This window comes from Algimonas porphyrae, assembly GCF_041429795.1.
GTDB classification, from domain to species: domain Bacteria; phylum Pseudomonadota; class Alphaproteobacteria; order Caulobacterales; family Maricaulaceae; genus Litorimonas; species Litorimonas porphyrae.
Genome location: NZ_CP163424.1, coordinates 1732237 through 1750817 on the forward strand (window position 1 = coordinate 1732237; position 18581 = coordinate 1750817).

Below are 18581 nucleotides of genomic sequence, written 5' to 3' on the forward strand. Positions count from 1 at the left end.
CTACATCAAACCCAGCATCTTGAAGCTGGCGACATCTTCGCGACCGATGACAAGGTGGTCGTGAACGATGACATTGATGGCTTTCAGCGTCTCAACAATCCTCTGCGTCAGTTCGATGTCCTGCCGGGACGGAGTCGGGTCTCCGGACGGGTGATTATGCGCCAGAATGACCGCTGTCGCATCATGCACGAGGGCGCGCCGTACGATCTCACGAGGATAGACCGGCGCCCGGTCGACCGTGCCCTGTCCCATAATCTCATCGCCGAGCAGCCGGTTCTTCTTGTCGAGGAAAAGGACCCGGAACTGCTCCCGCCCTTCGAACTGCATGGCGGAACGACAGTAATCCAGAAGGGCATTCCAGCTCGACAGGACGGGCCGATTGATGACGGCACTCCGATTGATACGGACGCTGACCTGATGCAACAGCTTCATATGCTGCGCCGAGCTGGCGCCGATACCCTTGACTTCGACCAGTTTCTCGACGGGCGCGGCCACAACATCCGCCAGCGATCCGAACTGCTTGATCAATGCTTTTGCGATCGGCTTCGTGTCGATCCGGGGTAAGACCTGAAACAGGATCAGTTCCAGAAGTTCGTAATCGTCGAACGCATCGCCACCGCGTCGGGCAAACTTGTCGCGAAGGCGGTCGCGATGATCATGGAAGTGAGGCTTGCTCTGCGACGGTCGGTTTGTGGTCTCAGGCTTGGGCTCGGGCTCGGCTTCAGGCTCGGCTTCAGGCGGGGAGGGTGTCGTCTGCGAGGGCTCACCGTAAGGTGCGTCAGCTATGTTGTCGACCGAGACATCGTCCGGCTCGGTCTTGGTCGCGCGCTTGAATAGCGCTTCGAACGCAGCCAGAGATTCCCCGACAGCAGGACGATCCTCAGGCGGCATAGGGCTTGTGCAGTCCGGTCGGGGAGGCCGTGAAGATTTCGCAACCCGTATCCGTCACGCCGATCGAATGTTCGAACTGTGCCGTCAGTTTCCGGTCACGCGTAACAGCCGTCCACCCGTCGGACAGTATCTTTACGCCGGGACGGCCGATATTCACCATGGGCTCGATAGTAAAAAACATGCCTTCACGCAGTTCGACACCGTCGCCCGGACGCCCATAATGCAGGATGTTGGGGCTGTCGTGGAAGAGCTGGCCCAGACCATGGCCGCAGAAATCCTCGACGACGGAATAGCGTTCGCTTTCGACATAACTCTGGATAGCGTGTCCGATATCCCCGGTCGTGTTGCCGGGTTTGACCACGCCGATGCCCCGCATCAGCAATTCATAGGTCACATTCATCAGACGTTCGGCCCGGCGGTTCGGGGTTCCGGCCACATACATTCGCGACGTATCACCGTGCCAGCCATCCACAATGACGGTCACATCGATATTGACGATGTCACCGTCCTTGAGAGGCTTCGGGCCGGGAATGCCGTGGCAGACGACATGATTGATCGAGGTGCAGAGCGAATGTTTGTAACCGCGATAGCCCATCGTCGCCGGAAGCGCCCCATGATCCAGAATGAAGTCCTGAGCAGCCTTGTCCAGCGTTGCGGTGCTGACGCCGGGCACGACGAGCGGAGCCAGATGGTCCAGACAGGCGGCGGCGAGGTGGCCTGCCTTGCGCATGCCGGCGAAGCCATCGGCGCCATGCAGTTTGATCGCGCCGTCTCGCAGGGCCGGCGCTTCTGTCGCTTCAATATAATTCATACAGGCAATGTAGCAATGATGTGGCCTGCCCGCTAGCGCTCGTCTACATTAACGGGAGTAGGCTTGTTGGGCTCCGCAGGGGCAGCGTTAGGCCGTGATAGCCGTCCTCGCACAGTCCGCCCGAATTGCGCTGTTTTCTCGACGCCGAGGTCGCCGATCCGTCCAGCATGGTCCCGGACGCGATCCAGACCCGCTTTCAGACCGAAAGACAGGGCGCCTGAAAGTCCAGCAATCGTGATCGGCAAGACAGTCGCCAGTCCGACCGACCAATGCGAATGCGCAGCAAGGTAAAGGAGGGCCGCTGCAACCCCGATGGCGATGATGATAAGCCCCCACAAAAGGATATGCACAAGCAGTAAAGGGGCTGTCAGCCTGTCGATGGCCTGGTTTTGGGCCAGGCGACCCGCCAGCCGCGCGGCTCTCTGCGGATCCCGTCGCGCGCGGAATATCTGTATCAGCTCGATCAGCATATCTGGGCTCTACCACAGGCCTTGAAAGAAGCCTATTGCGGAGGCTGTGCAGCTTCATTCTGCGCCTTAAAATGGGTGATGCAAATTTGACACACATACAAAGTAATTGTGCCGTTTGCTTCCTTGCGATCTGGCAATGCTGAATTTCCAGTCATAAAGCCGTCACAACTGCGAGTCCTTTTGGGCTCGGGGGACAATGAGCAGATAGAAGGGAAGCTCTCAATGCGTAGAACTCTAAAGTCGAAGTTTTTGCTATCGACGATCATGGGCGGGGTTATGGCCTCTGCTGGCATGACCGCCGCAATGGCACAGGATGCGACCGCTGACGAAGACGAAGTCATCGTTACCGGTTCACGTCTGAACGTGAACCCGAACCTGACGGCCGCCAATCCGGTTCTGACGGTCGATGATTCCGAAATCTCTTTCCGGGGTACGGTCAACATCGAAGATCTCACCAACAACCTGCCGCAAGTCTTTGCGGGCCAGGCGGCTGAGGTTTCAAACGGTTCCTCCGGTACATCAACACTGAACCTGCGCGGTCTCGGTGCGGTTCGTACGCTGACGCTGATCGATGGTCGCCGTCTGCCTTACGGTTCGTCACAGACAACTGCCGTCAACCTTGACCTGATCCCGACCAACTTGGTCGAGCGCGTCGAGATCCTGACAGGCGGTGCTTCCGCCGTTTACGGTTCCGATGCGATCGGTGGTGTTGCCAACTTCATCCTGAAACGCGACTTTGAAGGTGTCGAGCTGGACGCTCAGTACTCGTTCGAGCAGAACAGCAACGGCATCGACCTGTATGATGACGTTCTGCGTGCCGGCGGTCAGCCAGTTCCAGATTCTGTCACAGATGGTGAGCAGATCAACCTCGCAGCCACGATTGGTGTCAACTCCGCTGACGGCCGCGGTAACGTGACAATCCATGGTTCGTATCAGAACCGCGAAGAAATCGTCCAAGCCAACCGTTCTTTCTCCGCTTGTACACTGGGTGCGTCTACTGGCGCCTCATCTGCAAACGGATTTGGTTGTGTCGGTTCCGGTAACTTCCGTCTCTTCGCTGGCCCCGGTGGTCTGGCATTCCAACAGGAAGATGGCACGATCATCCCTTACGTTGGTGGTCCGGCTCAGACGTTTAACTTCGGTGCGTCGAACTTCTTCCAGCGTCCTGCTGAACGCGTGACGATCTTCGGTAAAGGTCACTATGAGATCTTCGACGGTCACGAGCTGTTTGCTGACATTTCCTACGTCAACAACTTCTCCGACGCACAGATCGCTCCGTCCGCTTCGTTCGGTTTCGGTGCTTATCAGATCAACTGTGACAACCCACTGATCAACGGCACGCCAGGTCTGAACCTCGCGACTGACGTCTATGGCTGTACGGCCGCAGACATCGCTGCTGGTAATGACGTCGGTGGTATCACCGCATCGCACCGTAACGTCGAGGGTGGTTCTCGTAACTCGCGCCTCGAGAACGAAGCGCTGCGCATGTCATTCGGTCTGCGCGGCACACTCGCCGACAGCTGGGACTATGAACTGTTCACGCAGTTCTCGCGCACAAATGACGAGTCGATCTCGACGAACGACTTTGTTATCGCCAACCTGCAGGACGCATTCTTTGCTGTTGACGATGGCAACGGCAACGTTGTCTGCCGTAGCGGCAACCCAGGTTGTGTGCCTTACAACGTCTTTACCCGTCCGGGTGGACAAACAGGCGTAACGCAAGCAGCTCTGGACTACATCCAGGGTATCGGCATCGTTTCAGGTGAAACCGAGCAGCTCGTCTTCGGCGGCAACGCGCAGACGAACCTGTCCGATTATGGCATTGCATCGCCATGGGCCCCTGACACAGGCGTCGGCCTTCTGGTTGGTGCTGAGTGGCGTGAAGATACGCTGAATGCGACACCTGACCAGATCAGCCAGATCCCTGGCGGCGGCTTCACCGGTGTTGGTGGCGCGACGCTTCCTGTTCAAGGTTCCGTTCAGGTCTTCGAACTGTTCGGCGAACTCGAAGTGCCGATCGTTACTGGCATGGCCGGTATCCATGAGCTCGTCTTCAACGGTCAGTATCGTTACTCAGATTACGATACAGACGGTAATGGCGTTCAGAACAGCTTCTCGACCGATGCTTACGGTCTGCAGCTGCGCTACGCGCCTGTTGAAGAGCTCACATTCCGTGGCCAGTTCCAGCGTGCCGTTCGCGCACCTGGCGTGATCGAGCTGTTTACCGGCCAGAACACGAACCTGCCAAACCTGAACCAGCTGCCAAACGGTCTGTTTGACCCTTGTGCGGGCCCAACCCCAGCAGCATCCGCTGCAGCGTGTGCCAACACAGGCGTGACGGCGGCTCAGTATGGTAGCGTTCCTGACGTCATTGCCGGCCAAACGCAGTCTCTGACAGGTGGTAACCCGCTTCTGAATCCAGAAGTCTCGGATACGTACACGCTGGGTCTGGTGTTCACGCCGACCTTCGTTGACGGTCTGAATATCACGGTCGATTACTTCGACATCACTGTGGAAGACTTCATCAATGCGGGTATCCCGTCACAGACTGTTCTGGACAACTGTCTGGCCACTGGCGACGCGACGTTCTGTAGCCTGATCACACGGGACGCCCTCGGCTCTCTGAACTCAGGTCAGGCCGGCGTTGGCTTCCAGTCGACAAATATCAACATTGCTGAACTGTCGACCTCTGGTTTCGACGTTCAGGTTGGTTATCAGTTCGATCTGGCTGGCATGGGTGCCGAAAATGCAGGCGACTTCGCTCTGCAATATGCAGGTACGTTCACGGAAGAGTTCAACTTCGTTCCATTCCCAGGTGACGCAGGCACGGATTGTGCCGGCTTCTTCGGGAATGCCTGTGATGTTGCCAACACACCGGTTGTTCCAAGCTATCGCCACCGTGCGATCTTCACCTGGAACACGCCTGTTGATGGCCTGCAGGTCAACACGACTTGGCGTCACTACTCCGGTGTTGATAACATCGGTGCGAACCCTGCGCCTGTCGACACGGATCTGCCCGCTCAGGACTATGTCGATCTCGCAGCCAGCTACGAGTTCATGGAAGGCATCACAGGCCGGGTTGGCGTCAACAACCTGTTCCTCGAGCAGCCTCCTGTCTCGATCTCGGCTGGTCCGCCACTGGGCAACGGTAATACGTTCCCAACGATCTATGACACAGGTCGCTTCATCTTCTTCGGTCTGAACACCAAGTTCTAGAACCGATCGAAAGATCAAGTTCAGCGGGTCGCCTTCGGGCGGCCCGTTTTCGTTTTGGGCAAGCGCTTCAAATCTTCGCAGCGCAATGTGCACCATTACGCTTCCATTGCTTGCCCCCGCGCTTTGCCTTTGCTAGAGCGCGCGCGATCACCGGGCAGGGAGGCCTGCCGGGTTCGAATGATGCGCCGGGTTCCTTCCGGCTTTACTGGTAACGGACACTTCATACGTGACTGCTGACGATGTCATTACGGGCGAAGCTGCGGCTCGCTATGCCGAGGCGTTGATTGAATTGGCGGATAACGCCAAGTCATTAAATCGCGTGGAAAAAGACCTCGCTGTCATAGCGCAGGCTTTCGCGGATAGCGACGAGTTGCGGCGCATGTCCGACAGCCCAGTCGTTGCGACGGACGATAAGGTCTCGGCCCTGACGGCGATCGCCAAATCAGCCAAGCTGAGCCCGCTGACGCAGCAATTTATCGGCACAGTCGCCGCGAATCGGCGCGCCGGCGAACTGCCTATCATCATCAAAGCCTTTAATGAGCAGGTCGCCCGTCTGCGCGGCACGCAAGTTGCCCGCATTTCGTCCGCAACCAAGCTGACGCAGGCGCAACTGACGAAACTCAAATCGACGCTGAAGGCCGAGCTCGGTCATGCCGTCGACGTTGAAACGCATGTCGATCCTGATCTTCTGGGCGGCTTCGTCGTCAAGATCGGGTCGCGCCTGTTCGATGCATCACTTAAAACAAAGCTCGAGGATCTACGCCTCGCTCTCAAATCCGCCTAAACGGACGCCTGAACGCGCCTAAGCCAAGACCTTAGAGGACTTTTTTCATGGACATTCGCGCCGCTGAAATTTCCACAATCCTGAAACAGCAGATCCAGGACTTCGGCAAGGAAGCCAAGGTTTCCGACGTCGGTCAGGTCCTGAGCGTCGGCGATGGTATCGCCCGCGTCTACGGCCTGGACAATGTCCGTGCCGGTGAAATGGTCGAGTTTCCGGGTGGCATCAAGGGCATGGCCCTGAACCTTGAAACCGACAATGTCGGTGTCGTGATCTTCGGTGATGACCGTTCGATCAAGGAAGGCGATCAGGTTCGCCGTCTGGGTGAGATCGTGGACGTCCCTGTCGGCAAGGGCCTGCTCGGCCGCGTCGTCGACCCGCTCGGCAATCCGATCGACGGCAAAGGCCCGATTGAAGCGACAGAGCGCCGCCGTGTCGACGTCAAGGCGCCGGGCATTATTCCGCGTAAATCCGTTCACGAGCCCGTCCAGACAGGCATTAAGGCCATCGACGCGCTGATCCCGATCGGTCGCGGTCAGCGCGAACTGATCATTGGTGACCGTCAGACCGGCAAGACAGCGGTCGCGGTCGATGCGATCCTGAACCAGAAATCGGCCTTCGATGACGGTCGTACGGATGATCAACTTTACTGTATATATGTGGTGATTGGGCAGAAACGCTCGACCGTCGCTCAGCTCGTCAAGACGCTCGAAGAAAACGGCGCCATGGATTATTCCATCGTCGTGGCCGCGACCGCATCCGAGCCTGCTCCGCTACTTTATCTCGCACCCTTCTCGGGCTGCGCCATGGGCGAATATTTCCGCGACAATGGCATGCATGCCCTGATCGTTTATGATGATCTGTCCAAGCAGGCCGTTGCCTATCGTCAGATGTCCCTGCTGCTGCGTCGTCCGCCAGGACGCGAAGCCTATCCGGGTGACGTTTTCTATCTGCACTCCCGTTTGCTGGAACGTGCGGCGAAGATGGATACGCCTTATGGCGGCGGCTCACTGACGGCGCTTCCGATCATTGAAACGCAGGGTAATGACGTTTCGGCCTTTATTCCAACCAATGTGATTTCCATTACGGACGGCCAGATCTTCCTTGAAACCGATCTGTTCTTCCAGGGTATTCGCCCGGCCTTGAACGTCGGTCTGTCCGTGTCTCGCGTCGGGTCTGCCGCGCAGATCAAGGCGATGAAACAGGTTGCTGGCCCGATCAAGGGCGAGCTGGCTCAGTACCGCGAAATGGCGGCCTTTGCGCAGTTCGGTTCCGACCTCGACGCGTCCACACAGGCCCTGCTGGCACGCGGCGACCGCCTGACAGAATTGCTGAAACAACCGCAATTCTCGCCGCTCGAAGTGGAAGAGCAAGTTGTCGTGCTTTATGCGGGTACACGTGGTTATCTGCAGAATGTCGCCGTGGCCGATGTTCAGGATTATGAAGAAAAGCTTCTGGCGCATCTGCGCTCCGATCACACAGCCCTGTTGTCGAGCATCGCAACCGACAAGAAGCTGACCGATGCGATCGAAGCCAATGTGAAGGACGTGCTGGAAGCCTTCACGTCCAGCTACGTGGCGGCCAAGGCGTAAGGACCTCCCATGGCCTCTCTCAAAGAGCTCAAGAGTCGGATCTCCAGCGTCAAGAATACGCAGAAGATCACACGCGCCATGCAAATGGTCGCGGCTGCCAAGCTGCGTAAAGCGCAGGAAGCCGCTGAAAGTGCGCGGCCCTATTCGGAACGTATCCGCGCCGTGATCGGCAATCTCGCCGCGTCCATGGGTGATGGTGGTGGGGCGCCGACATTGCTCGTCGGGACGGGCAAACAGGATACGGTGCTGCTCATCGTCGCCACGGCTGATCGCGGTCTCTGCGGCGGGTTCAACACGAATATCGTTCGTAAGGCACGCGAAGAGATTGTCGCGCTCGAGCGTGACGGCAAGACTGTGAAGCTCTACCTGATCGGCAAGAAGGGCTATGACCAGCTCAATCGACTTTATGCCGATAAGATCGTCAAATATATCTCACTCAAGGAAGAGCGTTCTCTTCACGCGGGGATCGCACGGGCCATTGGCGAAGAGGTCACGGCCATGTTCGATGCTGGCGATTTCGACGTGGCGAAGCTGGTTTATGCCAACTTCCGCAACGTCATGGAACAAGACCCTGTCGCACAGACGATCATCCCGGCCAACGCATCCATCGATGTGTCGAGCGATGATGCTGAGGTTCCTGACCTGAACGGCGCGATCTATACCTATGAGCCTGACGAAGCTGGCATTCTTCGTGTCCTGCTGCCGCGCTCCATCAACACGCAAATCTTCTCGGCCCTGCTGGAGAACCAAGCGGGTGAAATGGGCTCCAAGATGACGGCCATGGACAACGCCACGCGTAATGCGGGCGACATGATTGACGATCTGACCCTGACGTTCAACCGTACGCGCCAGGCAAAGATTACTTCTGAACTCATTGAAATCATTTCAGGCGCGGAAGCGCTTTAACGTACGTAGCTGACAGGAAAGATCCGATGGCGACTGCTCCGAAAAAGACGACAGCGAAGAAGGCTCCGGCCAAAAAACCCGCTGCCAAAAAACCCGCTGCCAAGAAACGCGCGACAAAAAAAGTCGCTAACACCAATATCGCAGCGACCGGCAAAATCAGCCAGGTCATCGGCGCGGTGGTCGATGTGGAATTTACCGGCGAGTTGCCGGAAATTCAGAATGCGCTGGAAACCGACAATAATGGCTCGCGCCTTGTGCTCGAAGTCGCCCAGCATCTCGGCCAGAGCACGGTCCGCACCATTGCCATGGACGCGACTGAAGGTCTGGTCCGCGGTCAGGACGTTGTCGATACAGGCGCGCCGATCACGGTCCCCGTCGGCCCGGAAACGCTTGGGCGCATCATGAACGTTATCGGTGAGCCGATCGACGAGCGCGGTGCCATTGGCTCGAAGGTCAAAGCACCGATCCACCGCTCGGCTCCCCCTTTCGTGGATCAGGCGACGGAAACCGAAGTCCTCGCGACAGGTATCAAAGTCATCGATCTGCTTTGCCCATACGCTAAAGGCGGCAAAATCGGCCTGTTCGGTGGTGCCGGCGTGGGCAAGACGGTTCTGATCATGGAGCTGATCAACAATATCGCCAAGCTGTTCGGCGGCTATTCGGTCTTCGCCGGCGTCGGCGAGCGGACCCGTGAAGGGAACGATCTTTATCACGAGATGATCGAATCCAACGTGATCAATCTGGAAGGCGAGAGCCGCGCGACGCTGGTCTACGGTCAGATGAACGAGCCTCCCGGAGCGCGTGCCCGCGTGGCCCTGACAGGCTTGTCGCAGGCTGAATATTTCCGCGATGAAGAAGGCAAGGACGTCCTGTTCTTCGTCGACAATATTTTCCGCTTTACGCAGGCCGGTTCCGAAGTGTCCGCCCTGCTGGGCCGTATCCCCTCCGCCGTGGGCTATCAGCCGACACTCGCGACCGAAATGGGTGCGATGCAGGAACGCATTACGTCGACCACTAAAGGATCGATCACATCGGTTCAGGCGATTTACGTTCCCGCCGATGACTTGACCGACCCTGCGCCGGCCACATCATTCGCGCACCTGGATGCGACCACGGTTCTGAACCGGGCGATTTCCGAGAAGGGGATCTACCCGGCTGTGGATCCGCTCGACTCGACATCGCGTATTCTCGAGCCTCGCACCGTTGGTGCCGAACATTATCAGGTCGCCCGTCAGGTTCAGGAAACGCTGCAGCGCTACAAATCTCTGCAGGACATCATCGCCATTCTCGGCATGGATGAGCTGTCGGAAGAAGATAAGCTTGTCGTGGCGCGCGCGCGTAAGATCGAGAAGTTCCTGTCGCAGCCTTTCGACGTTGCCGAAGTCTTTACCGGTTCGCCGGGCATTCAGGTGCCGCTGGAAGATACGATCCGTTCCTTCAAGGGTGTTGTCGACGGCGATTATGATCATCTGCCAGAGCAAGCCTTCTACATGGTGGGCGGCATTGACGATGTGATTGAAAAAGCTGCCAAGATGGCTGCGGAAGCCGCATAAGGGTCTGGACCTTTTTCTATGGCTGACACGCTGACATTCTCTCTCGTCTCGCCAGAGCGGGAGCTGTTCTCGGGCCAGGTCGGCCAGGTCGATCTGCCGGGAACGGAAGGCAATCTGGGTATTCTGCCCGACCATGCGCCGCTTATGGCAGCGTTGAGCACGGGCGCGATCACGGTCTATGCAAACGGCTCACAGGAACAGTTCTTCGTCCAAGGCGGGTTCGCCGATGTCACGCCTGCGGGCCTGACAGTGCTGGCGGAACTGGCTCGGCCCATGGCTGAGTTGACGCGCGACGATCTGACCGCCGAGATCGAGAAGGCCAAGGCCGATCTCGATACTCTGCAGGACGAAGCGGCATTGGCTGCCCGTCAGAATATTGACGGGCTCGAAGCTCTGTTCAACATGGTCTGATCGTCTGATCGTCTGATCGTCTGATCATACGAAACATGAAGCGGCCCGGTCGGGCCGCTTTTTTTATGGCAAAGTCTGCATCGTTGCCAGGATCGCAGGCTGCATGGCTTGCAATGCCGGATTTTCGCTATTGCCGATATTGACGAGCAGGATGCGAAGAAAGGCCTTGAGATTGTGAAGTCGCGCCAGATCGGCTTCTGACTGGAAGGCGTCGTTCCACGTCTCCAACGGGGATGGGTCTGCCAGCGCTGTGACGCGTTCTGTCCACAGCTCTGTTGCGTCCGTTCCGCGCATCGCCGCAAACAGATAAGGCCGGGCCAGTCGTTCGGTTTCGCCATGAATGTAGGCATGTCCGCCACCAGCCTGAACCTGCGACCCGACTGCTTGGTAAATCAGGGCGCGATCATCGTCTGTCAGAGCCGGATTGAGGGCGAGTTGCATCAGCCAGTCTGCTCCATGCGCGATATTATGACGCCAGCCGTCTGAGTCCGAATAGCCGCGATAGTCGGTTTCGGATTCTAGAAATGTTGTTGCTCTGGCGACCATGGCTTGCCGATCGTCTGCTGACAGATAGGGCGTAACACGGTCCACGCGCGCTACTTCGGACAGAATCAGCGCGGCAAAGGGATGCGCAAATCCGTCCGGATCAGGGGCGTCCAGAGTGTTGTAGAGCGTCTCACGCAGGGAAAGAAGAAGCGCGGGATCGGCTTTCCCGCTGCGCAACATTGCGGTGAGCGTTGCGTAAGCCAGCTCGTCGCGAATGGCTGGATCGGGATGACCCAGACAGTGGCTGAGCGTCAGAGCTGTCCTGTTGAACAGTATTGTATCTATCGTATCAAAGCCCGTTTCCTGTGCCGCTGCCAAGGCGGTCCGATCGATGGAAGCGAGATCGCAGGACGCGGGATCGGCGTCTGCCTGCACTGAAACATCGCCACAACCTGTCAGCATGAGGGCCAGGCTTGTGATAAGACAAGTGCGTATGCACATTCTGTCCTCCTGCGGGCCTACTTGGTAGCCCCATCTTCCGGCGCATCCATAATGTTGCGACGATCGGCTTTTGTGGTCGTCTTCATGAACACCAACAGGGCCAGTATGGTCAAGATCGCGGCAACAAGGAAGGGCGCTCCCGGCATATAGACCGGCGACGTGTCGCGGTTTGCAAACACGAAAAACGTCCCCGTCATGAGGAGAGGGCCGATCATCAAAGCCAGGCCTTGCGCCGCGCCGATTGCGCCTTGCAATTCACCCTGTTCCGTCTCGTCGAAGCGTATGCTCATCATATTGGTCAGCGTCGGGCCGTACAGGCCGGCCAGTGCCGCAAAGGGCCCGGCGGCATAGACGATCCACCCCGCATTGGCGTTACCCAGTATGGCATAGGCGAGGGCTGCGCCGACAATGCCGATCAGAGCGGCGTAATATTGCCCGACTTTGGGAATGATGATTCGGATCAGCCAGCCTTGCACAACCATTGATGCCAATCCGAATGCGCCCAGTGAGTTGCCGACATCGGCAGTCGACCAGCCGAGCGCTTCCTGCGTCGAGAGGGTATAGGATGAGGGGTAAACGGTGTGCGCAATCGCCAGCAGGAAGTAGACGAAAAGAAGCGCCCGCACGCCCGTTATCCGGCCCAGGCTCTTGACCGATCCGATGGCATTGGAGCGGGCGAAGGAAAAGGCTCTGCGTTTTTCCGGCTTATGCGTTTCGGGCAGGACCAGCCAGCCATAGACGAAATTCAGTCCGCAGATTGCGGCCGCGGCGAAGAAGGGGATACGGGGCCCGAACTCGCCCAGCCATCCTCCGATGACGGGTCCCAGAATGAAGCCGCCGCCAAACACGGCGCCGACAAGACCGAAGTTCTGTGCCCGTTTCTCCGGCGGGCTGGTGTCGGCAATATAGGCGTTCGCGGTCGAAAATGTTGCGCCGAAGGCTCCGGAAATGGCGCGGCCCAGATAGAGAATGGCGACAGTCGGCGCCAAGGCCATGAGCAGATAGTCGAGCGCCAGCGCCCCGACCGAAGCCAGCATGATCGGACGTCGTCCCCAAGCATCGGAAAGTCCCCCGATGATCGGCATGCAGATGAACTGCAGGAGCGCGAAAACGAAGGTCATGCCACCAATATGCAGGGCCGCCTGGTTGTTCTCGAGTCCCGTCAGGGCCCGGATCAGTTCCGGCAGAACCGGGATGATGATGCCGAAGCCGACGGCATTGATCGCCACGGTAATCAGGACGAAGACAAGGGCGTTGCGGTCTCTGAAACTGTTGGACATGGGCTGCTTTAAGGCAGTCTCACCGGATCGCAAACTGCGCAAATTCGTGGGTCAGCCGCTCATAGACGTTGCGCTTGAACGGGATGACCTTGTCCGGTGTCTTCTCAAGTTTCGCCCATTTCCATTCCGAGAACTCCTGAGAGCCATGGGTGGTCAGATTGACATGTTCAGGACCGCCGTGAAACCGATAAGCAAACCAGCGCTGTTTTTGTCCGGCATAGAGGCGGCCCTTTTTTGGCGCGACCCCGGGCGGGTAGTCATAATAGAGCCAGTCGTCGATCTGTCCCAACGGGGACAGATGCGCAATCGTGATACCGGTTTCTTCCCAGAGTTCTCTCAAGGCTCCGAATTCATGACTTTCGCCTTCATCGAGACCCCCTTGCGGAAACTGCCAGCTATGGGGTCCTGTCTGGCCATAGCGACGCCCCAGCCAGACCCGGCCCTTCTGATTGAACAGACAAACGCCGACACACGGACGGTATAGGGATGGATCGCGGCTCACTTCAGCGAGGCCGAAGCGGGCACGAGGATCAGCCCTTCGGCGGCGAGTGTTGCGGTCCAGCCTTTCACCGCATCGATGGTCTGCGGATAGGCAAAGCCGACACCGATCAGTCCCGGTTCGTCCTTGGCCGCAATCGTCAGAGCGTCGAGCCGACTCTGAATGATTTGCGGGTCCGGTTGCGGATCGATCAGGCCGAAGCCCTCCGCAAAGGGCAAATTGACCGAGGCGGACAGGGCCGACAGGGACGGCGTGTCGAATGCGCCGTCAGACACGAAACCGAGGCCGGAGGCTGTCAGTTCGGCCAGAACGGGCGCGACCACATCGCTGCGCCGCAGGAACAGGTCGCCATTATAATTGATCACACCGATATAGCCTTTTGCCCGCGACAGGAGGTGATGCAGGTTGCGACGATTGTCTGATACGCTGGCGCCGACGCGCATGGCCCGGTCAGCCCCGGGCTCATTGGCGTTGAATGTTTCGCTTTCCATCGGCACTTCCAGCAGGACTTCATGGCCGGCGGCGCGGGCCCGGTCGATCCAGTCCTGCAGTCCGGGTGCATGTGCGGCAAAGGATAACGTGACCTCAGGGGGAAGTTCGTCGATCGTTCGGCGTGTCAGCGCACTCTGCACGCCCAGCCCACCGACGATCAGGGCCACGGGCGACCGGTCGCCCACGGGGACGGGTTGGGACTGGTAGGCTCGAAGCGGGGTCAGGCCATCGGTATTCGGCCCGGGTATGGGGCCAAAGCGACTGTCACGCGTCAGTGACGGATCGAGCGGCGGCGCTTTCAGCGTATTCGTCCGTGGGGATCCGGATGACCGCGTCGGCTGAGCCGCACTGGCGGCCACTTTCGGGTTGTCATCGATCGGATTGCCGAGCGCGTCGCGTTCTATCCCTTCCGTTGGGTTTTCGCCGACAGGAACGATATCGGATAGAAGATCAGGCAGAAGCGCTTCATCCAGATCCAGATCGGCGATCTGGGTCTCGGCGATAGGTGTTTCCAGCCGTACGGATCCGCGGGGTTCCGCATCGGACGGACTCCCGATCCAGGAGGACAAAAGAAACGGCAAAGCGATCACTGCCGCGAAAAATGTGATGGACGCAATGATATGCGAACGTCGCCGCGGCAACGAAAGAGCCCGCCGTCGTTGTGTCACGGGACGGTTGAGCGAGTTGCGCGGGTTCATGTGACCAATCTAGTGTCAGGGAAGGGGATTAGTCGAGGTCGGATTGAGCATCGAGCAATGTGCGGTAGCGATCCGTTTTCAACACGTCGATCGCTTGGCTCAGCTGAAAGTCTTCCGTAACGGGGAAGTCCTCAGGCGGGAAAATGACGTCCTCATAATTCTCTTCATAGGTCGATTTATCGTCATTTGTCAGCGCGTTTGGCAGACTGTCCTCGCGGAAACGATCCCGCAATTCACCTGTATCGTCGAGAGCCGCGACCAGCAGATCCGGCATGATTCCGCGGCCTTGAATGCTCTGGCCGGAAGGCGTGTAGTATTTCTGCGTGGTAAGGCGCAGTGCGCCTCGATTGTCAGGCAGGGGCGTGACGGACTGAACCGAGCCTTTCCCGAAAGAGCGGCGTCCGAGCACGACTCCGCGGCCCCGATCCTGGATTGCACCCGCCACGATTTCCGCAGCACTGGCAGAGCCCGGCGACACGAGAATGACGATCGGTGTGTCCGGATAGAGCTCGCCGTCAGCGGCGTGGTAGCGCTCCGTATCGATATCGTCGCGACCCCGGACGGAAAGAACTTCGCCTCCATCCAGAAACAATCCCGCGACGGAAACGGATTGGGTCAGCAACCCCCCGCGATTGCCACGCAAATCAATAATCAGGCCAGGAAGATCGCCTTCTATCTCGGTATCGAGCAAATTGAGCGCATGGCGTAGATCGTCCGTCAGCTTCTCATTATTGAAGGTATCGATGACGATATAGCCGAGGCCATCTTCGACGCGGTGACGGATGGCGCGTCCGCGAACCTGCTCCCGCACGACCGTAACCTCACGGGGTTCGGATGCAGGGGAGAGGATGGTCACATTGACAGGATCGCCGGCCAGTCCACGAATGCCGTCCACCGCTTCGTCCAGATCCTTGCCGACAATGGATTCGCCTTCGACGGCTGTGATATAGTCGCCGCTCCGAATGCCAGCGCCATAGGCAGGGCCTTCTTCGAGAGCGTAGCTGACGAGGATTCCTTCGTCTTCCATGATGACTTCGATGCCAAGGCCACCATATTCTCGCCGGGCAGCCTTTTGCTGCTCCGTAAACGCTACAGGCGGCACGTAGCTGGAATGGGGATCCAGTTTTGATAACGCACCGTCCAGTGCGCCTTCGATCAGCTTGCTGGTCTCGACGGGCTCGACATAGTCGCTTTCGACGATGGTCAGTATCTCGGCCATAAGCTGCAAGCGCTCATAGGCTGGACCTTGCGTTTCAGGATCGGGAGCCGTGTCCGTGTCGTTGGCCAGACCTTGTCCGGAAAATAGGACGAATCCCGCTGCAAGGCCGGCAACCAGACCCTGTCGTGCGATATTCCCCTGACGCCGGATCACTAGTTCTGCAGCTCGGCGAGGCGTTGCTGATAATTGCCGGACTTGATGATCTCGATCGCGCGTTGCAGTTGATAATCATCCTGCACGTCGAATTCGGCATCCGGATAGTCGATGGCGATGTCGATCTCGTCAGTTTCGCTATCGCCATTTTCGTTCTCGATATAGTTCGGCAGGTCGGATTCGCTCAGTCGTGTATGGTCTTCACCGTCATCCGGGATGGCCGAAATGTAGAGGTCGGGGTCGATGCCCGTGCCTTGAATCGAGCGTCCCGCAGGCGTGTAATAGCGTTGTGTCGTCAGCCGCAACGCGCCGTCACGACCGCCCCGCAGCGGGATAAGCGACTGGACCGACCCTTTGCCGAAGCTGGTCATGCCGACGACAAGACCGCGGCCGCGGTCTTGAACGGCTCCTGCAACGATCTCGGAAGCGGACGCCGAAGCCTCGTCGATCAGGACGACGAGTGGTACATCCTCAAGCAGTTGACCCGCTTCCGCCTCATAGCTTTCTATGTCGACGCCGTCGCGCCCCCGTGTAGAGACGACTTCGCCGCCATCCAGAAATACGGACGACACTTTGATTGACTGATCAAGCAAACCGCCAGGGTTGGTCCGCAGATCGAGAACGAGACCCGGAAGGTCGCCATCCATCGCGGCGCGCAATTCCTCAATCGCCGACTCCAAGCCAGAGGCCGCCTTTTCGTTGAACTGGCTGATCCGGATATAGGGAATCCCGTCCTTGATCTCGTGGGAGACGACTTCGCGGTTCACTTCGCGGCGCACCAGCGTCACATCCCGAGGTTCTTCATCGATACGCGCAATCGTCAGCGTGACAGACTCGCCAGCTTCGCCGCGTATCGTGTTGACCGCCTCTGTCAGCGAGAGGCCCAGAACCGTTACCCCATCGATTTCAGTGATGTAGTCACCAGACTTAATCCCGGCTTCCGCTGCGGGTGAGCCGTCAATCGGGGCCACAACTTTGACATAGCCATCTTCCTGCGTCACTTCCATACCGACGCCGACATAGCGGCCGGATGTCTGGACTTGCAGGTCGCGGAAGCTTTCCGGATTGACGTAGGAGCTGTGCGGATCGAGCGCCTGCAGCATGCCGTTGATCGCATCTTCGATCAGTTCGCCGTCTTCGACTTCGACGACATAGTCGCTGCGAACCCGCGCCATGACATCGGCAAAGAGATCAAGTTGCTCGAACGTGTCGGAATAGGATGGCTGGTCGTCTGCTCTGGCCTGCTGGCTGGCTGTCGACAAAGCGAAAAGTGCCACCGCAGCAACCGTTCCCATAATCGGCAATGCATATTTCATACTACGACTCCTAACAGACAATCCCTATCCATGGTTTAAAAGTCTGACCAGTCACTTTGCTGCGATTTATCACCTGTCTTACCGGGGTTTAACCCCGCCCGCCGATCCAGGGCGCCGGATTGATCGGGCGGCCATTCCTGCGCAATTCCATATAGAGCGGCGCGCGCTCACCCGTGCGCGGCATCTGTCCGACCGGTTCGCCGCGCCGGACCGTCTCGTTCGCTTCGACATAGGTCTGTCCCAGCCCTGTCAGCAGCAGATAGTAGCCATCATCCATATTGAGAATGACGACGCGACCATAGGTCTTGAACGGGCCCGAAAATTCCACTCGACCGGCGTAAGGCGCCAAAACCTGCCCGCCGCTTGGGGCCGAATAGGTCTCGCCACGTTCGCTGCCTCCAAAAGCCGTCGTCATACGGCCCGAGACGGGCTTCACGACGCCGCCTTTGGCATCGGCGAAACGACGCGTGCCTGGGGGCAGGTCGAGCGGCATCGGGACGTCGTCTAGTCCGGGCTTCAGGCGCGGCGTCACGGACTTTGCAGCCCGGCTGACGCGCTCGAGAAGGTCGCGCAATGTCGCGGACTCGGCGGCCAGACGGACGGCTTCCGCCCGCGCGGCCTCGGCCTCGGTTTCGATCGACTGACGCAGGCTTTCCTTCTGCGCGACCAGTGCCTGGGTGCGCTCGCGCCGCCGGGTCAGTTCACTGGCATTGGCATCGATCTCGGCCTGTTGCAGCGCGGCCGCGTCGCGCCTGTCGCGAAGTCGCAGGGAGAGCGCTTTTGCGGCTTCCGCCCGGGATCGTAAACGGCGTGACAGAAGGTCGATCATCGTCGCGGCCTGCGCCGTACGCACGGCATCGTCCGGATCGATTAGCGTCGCGACATTCGGGGCGAGCTGCAACCTTTGCAGCGAGGCCAGCAGCACCTGCGTCTGCATACGATTATCAGCCAGTTCGGTTTCGATGTCCGCGAGCTGTTGCTCGATCTCCGTCATATCCGTCAGGAGTTGCAGGCGGCGGCTCTCGAATGCCTGCGTTTGCTCCGTGTCGCGTTGCAATGCCGTTTTCAATGAGGCGATTTCCTGCGTGACGGCAGTCCGATCGGACTGCAGCGCGGCTTCCTTGGCGCGAGCTTCGGCTTCGGCTTCGGACAATGTGTTCAAATCATCCGTCTGTTGCGCCCACGCGGATGGCGACAGGCTGAGGACCATGATGGCCAGACATGACGAAATGATGCGCACAGCGCGTCTTTTCCTTCAATGGCGGTGGCGTCAATCCCCGACGACCAGTTGCCGGGGCTCGGGCGG

16 protein-coding genes are annotated in these 18581 nt (G+C 58.6%); 6 read left to right on the top strand and 10 right to left on the bottom strand.

The window, feature by feature from the left end; translation table 11 throughout:
* The 3 genes from radC to AB6B39_RS08420 are packed head-to-tail and all read right to left on the bottom strand — an operon-like array spanning position 1 to position 2172.
* On the bottom strand, positions 1-891 hold the full coding sequence (radC, locus tag AB6B39_RS08410; RefSeq protein WP_284369039.1) for a RadC family protein: 891 nt from the start codon (positions 889-891) through the stop codon (positions 1-3).
* Positions 881-1702, bottom strand: a complete 822-nt coding sequence (map, locus tag AB6B39_RS08415; RefSeq protein ID WP_371398504.1) for a type I methionyl aminopeptidase — start codon at positions 1700-1702, stop codon at positions 881-883. The genes radC and map overlap by 11 nt, the downstream gene beginning before the upstream one ends.
* Before the next feature lie 32 nt (positions 1703-1734).
* The gene (locus AB6B39_RS08420) at positions 1735-2172 is read right to left on the bottom strand and encodes a hypothetical protein (RefSeq protein WP_284369037.1); all 438 of its coding nucleotides are present in this window, start codon (positions 2170-2172) and stop codon (positions 1735-1737) included.
* A gap of 108 nt (positions 2173-2280) precedes the next feature.
* On the opposite strand from AB6B39_RS08420, the gene AB6B39_RS08425 reads away from it, so the two are divergent.
* The 6 genes from AB6B39_RS08425 (at position 2281) to AB6B39_RS08450 (ending at position 10631) form a co-directional block, all read left to right on the top strand.
* Positions 2281-5388, top strand: a complete 3108-nt coding sequence (locus AB6B39_RS08425) for a TonB-dependent receptor domain-containing protein (RefSeq protein WP_371398505.1) — start codon at positions 2281-2283, stop codon at positions 5386-5388.
* A gap of 226 nt (positions 5389-5614) precedes the next feature.
* On the top strand, positions 5615-6172 hold the full coding sequence (locus AB6B39_RS08430; protein WP_284369035.1) for a F0F1 ATP synthase subunit delta: 558 nt from the start codon (positions 5615-5617) through the stop codon (positions 6170-6172).
* A gap of 47 nt (positions 6173-6219) precedes the next feature.
* Positions 6220-7761, top strand: coding sequence for a F0F1 ATP synthase subunit alpha (gene atpA, locus AB6B39_RS08435; RefSeq protein WP_284369034.1), 1542 nt, complete (start codon positions 6220-6222; stop codon positions 7759-7761).
* 9 nt (positions 7762-7770) lie between these two features.
* Entirely contained in the window at positions 7771-8667 is an 897-nt protein-coding gene (locus AB6B39_RS08440) for a F0F1 ATP synthase subunit gamma (RefSeq protein WP_284369033.1), read from the top strand.
* A gap of 26 nt (positions 8668-8693) precedes the next feature.
* A complete protein-coding gene (atpD, locus tag AB6B39_RS08445) occupies positions 8694-10220 on the top strand; it encodes a F0F1 ATP synthase subunit beta (RefSeq protein WP_284369032.1) in 1527 nt (508 codons plus the stop codon).
* Positions 10221-10238: 18 nt separating this feature from the next.
* The gene (locus AB6B39_RS08450) at positions 10239-10631 is read left to right on the top strand and encodes a F0F1 ATP synthase subunit epsilon (protein WP_284369031.1); all 393 of its coding nucleotides are present in this window, start codon (positions 10239-10241) and stop codon (positions 10629-10631) included.
* 63 nt (positions 10632-10694) lie between these two features.
* Here the strand turns inward: AB6B39_RS08450 and AB6B39_RS08455 are convergent, their stop codons facing one another.
* The 7 genes from AB6B39_RS08455 to AB6B39_RS08485 all read right to left on the bottom strand — a co-directional run bounded on the left by AB6B39_RS08455 (position 10695) and on the right by AB6B39_RS08485 (position 18515).
* Complete coding sequence (locus AB6B39_RS08455) at positions 10695-11579, bottom strand: DUF2785 domain-containing protein (RefSeq protein WP_284369030.1); 885 nt, start codon at positions 11577-11579, stop codon at positions 10695-10697.
* A gap of 56 nt (positions 11580-11635) precedes the next feature.
* On the bottom strand, positions 11636-12898 hold the full coding sequence (locus AB6B39_RS08460) for a TCR/Tet family MFS transporter (protein WP_284369029.1): 1263 nt from the start codon (positions 12896-12898) through the stop codon (positions 11636-11638).
* A gap of 19 nt (positions 12899-12917) precedes the next feature.
* Positions 12918-13400 carry an RNA pyrophosphohydrolase gene (locus tag AB6B39_RS08465; protein WP_284369028.1) on the bottom strand — a complete coding sequence of 161 codons (483 nt, stop codon included), beginning with the start codon at positions 13398-13400 and terminating at the stop codon, positions 12918-12920.
* Positions 13397-14587 (bottom strand): divergent polysaccharide deacetylase family protein, encoded by a 1191-nt coding sequence (locus tag AB6B39_RS08470; protein ID WP_371398506.1) that lies wholly within the window; start codon positions 14585-14587, stop codon positions 13397-13399. The genes AB6B39_RS08465 and AB6B39_RS08470 overlap by 4 nt, the downstream gene beginning before the upstream one ends.
* 28 nt (positions 14588-14615) lie before the next feature.
* Positions 14616-15959 (bottom strand): S41 family peptidase, encoded by a 1344-nt coding sequence (locus tag AB6B39_RS08475; RefSeq protein WP_284369026.1) that lies wholly within the window; start codon positions 15957-15959, stop codon positions 14616-14618.
* Complete coding sequence (locus AB6B39_RS08480) at positions 15959-17275, bottom strand: S41 family peptidase (RefSeq protein ID WP_284369025.1); 1317 nt, start codon at positions 17273-17275, stop codon at positions 15959-15961. The genes AB6B39_RS08475 and AB6B39_RS08480 overlap by 1 nt, the downstream gene beginning before the upstream one ends.
* Positions 17276-17363: 88 nt before the next feature.
* Positions 17364-18515 carry a murein hydrolase activator EnvC family protein gene (locus AB6B39_RS08485; RefSeq protein WP_371398507.1) on the bottom strand — a complete coding sequence of 384 codons (1152 nt, stop codon included), beginning with the start codon at positions 18513-18515 and terminating at the stop codon, positions 17364-17366.
* Between the last annotated feature and the right edge of the window lie 66 nt (positions 18516-18581).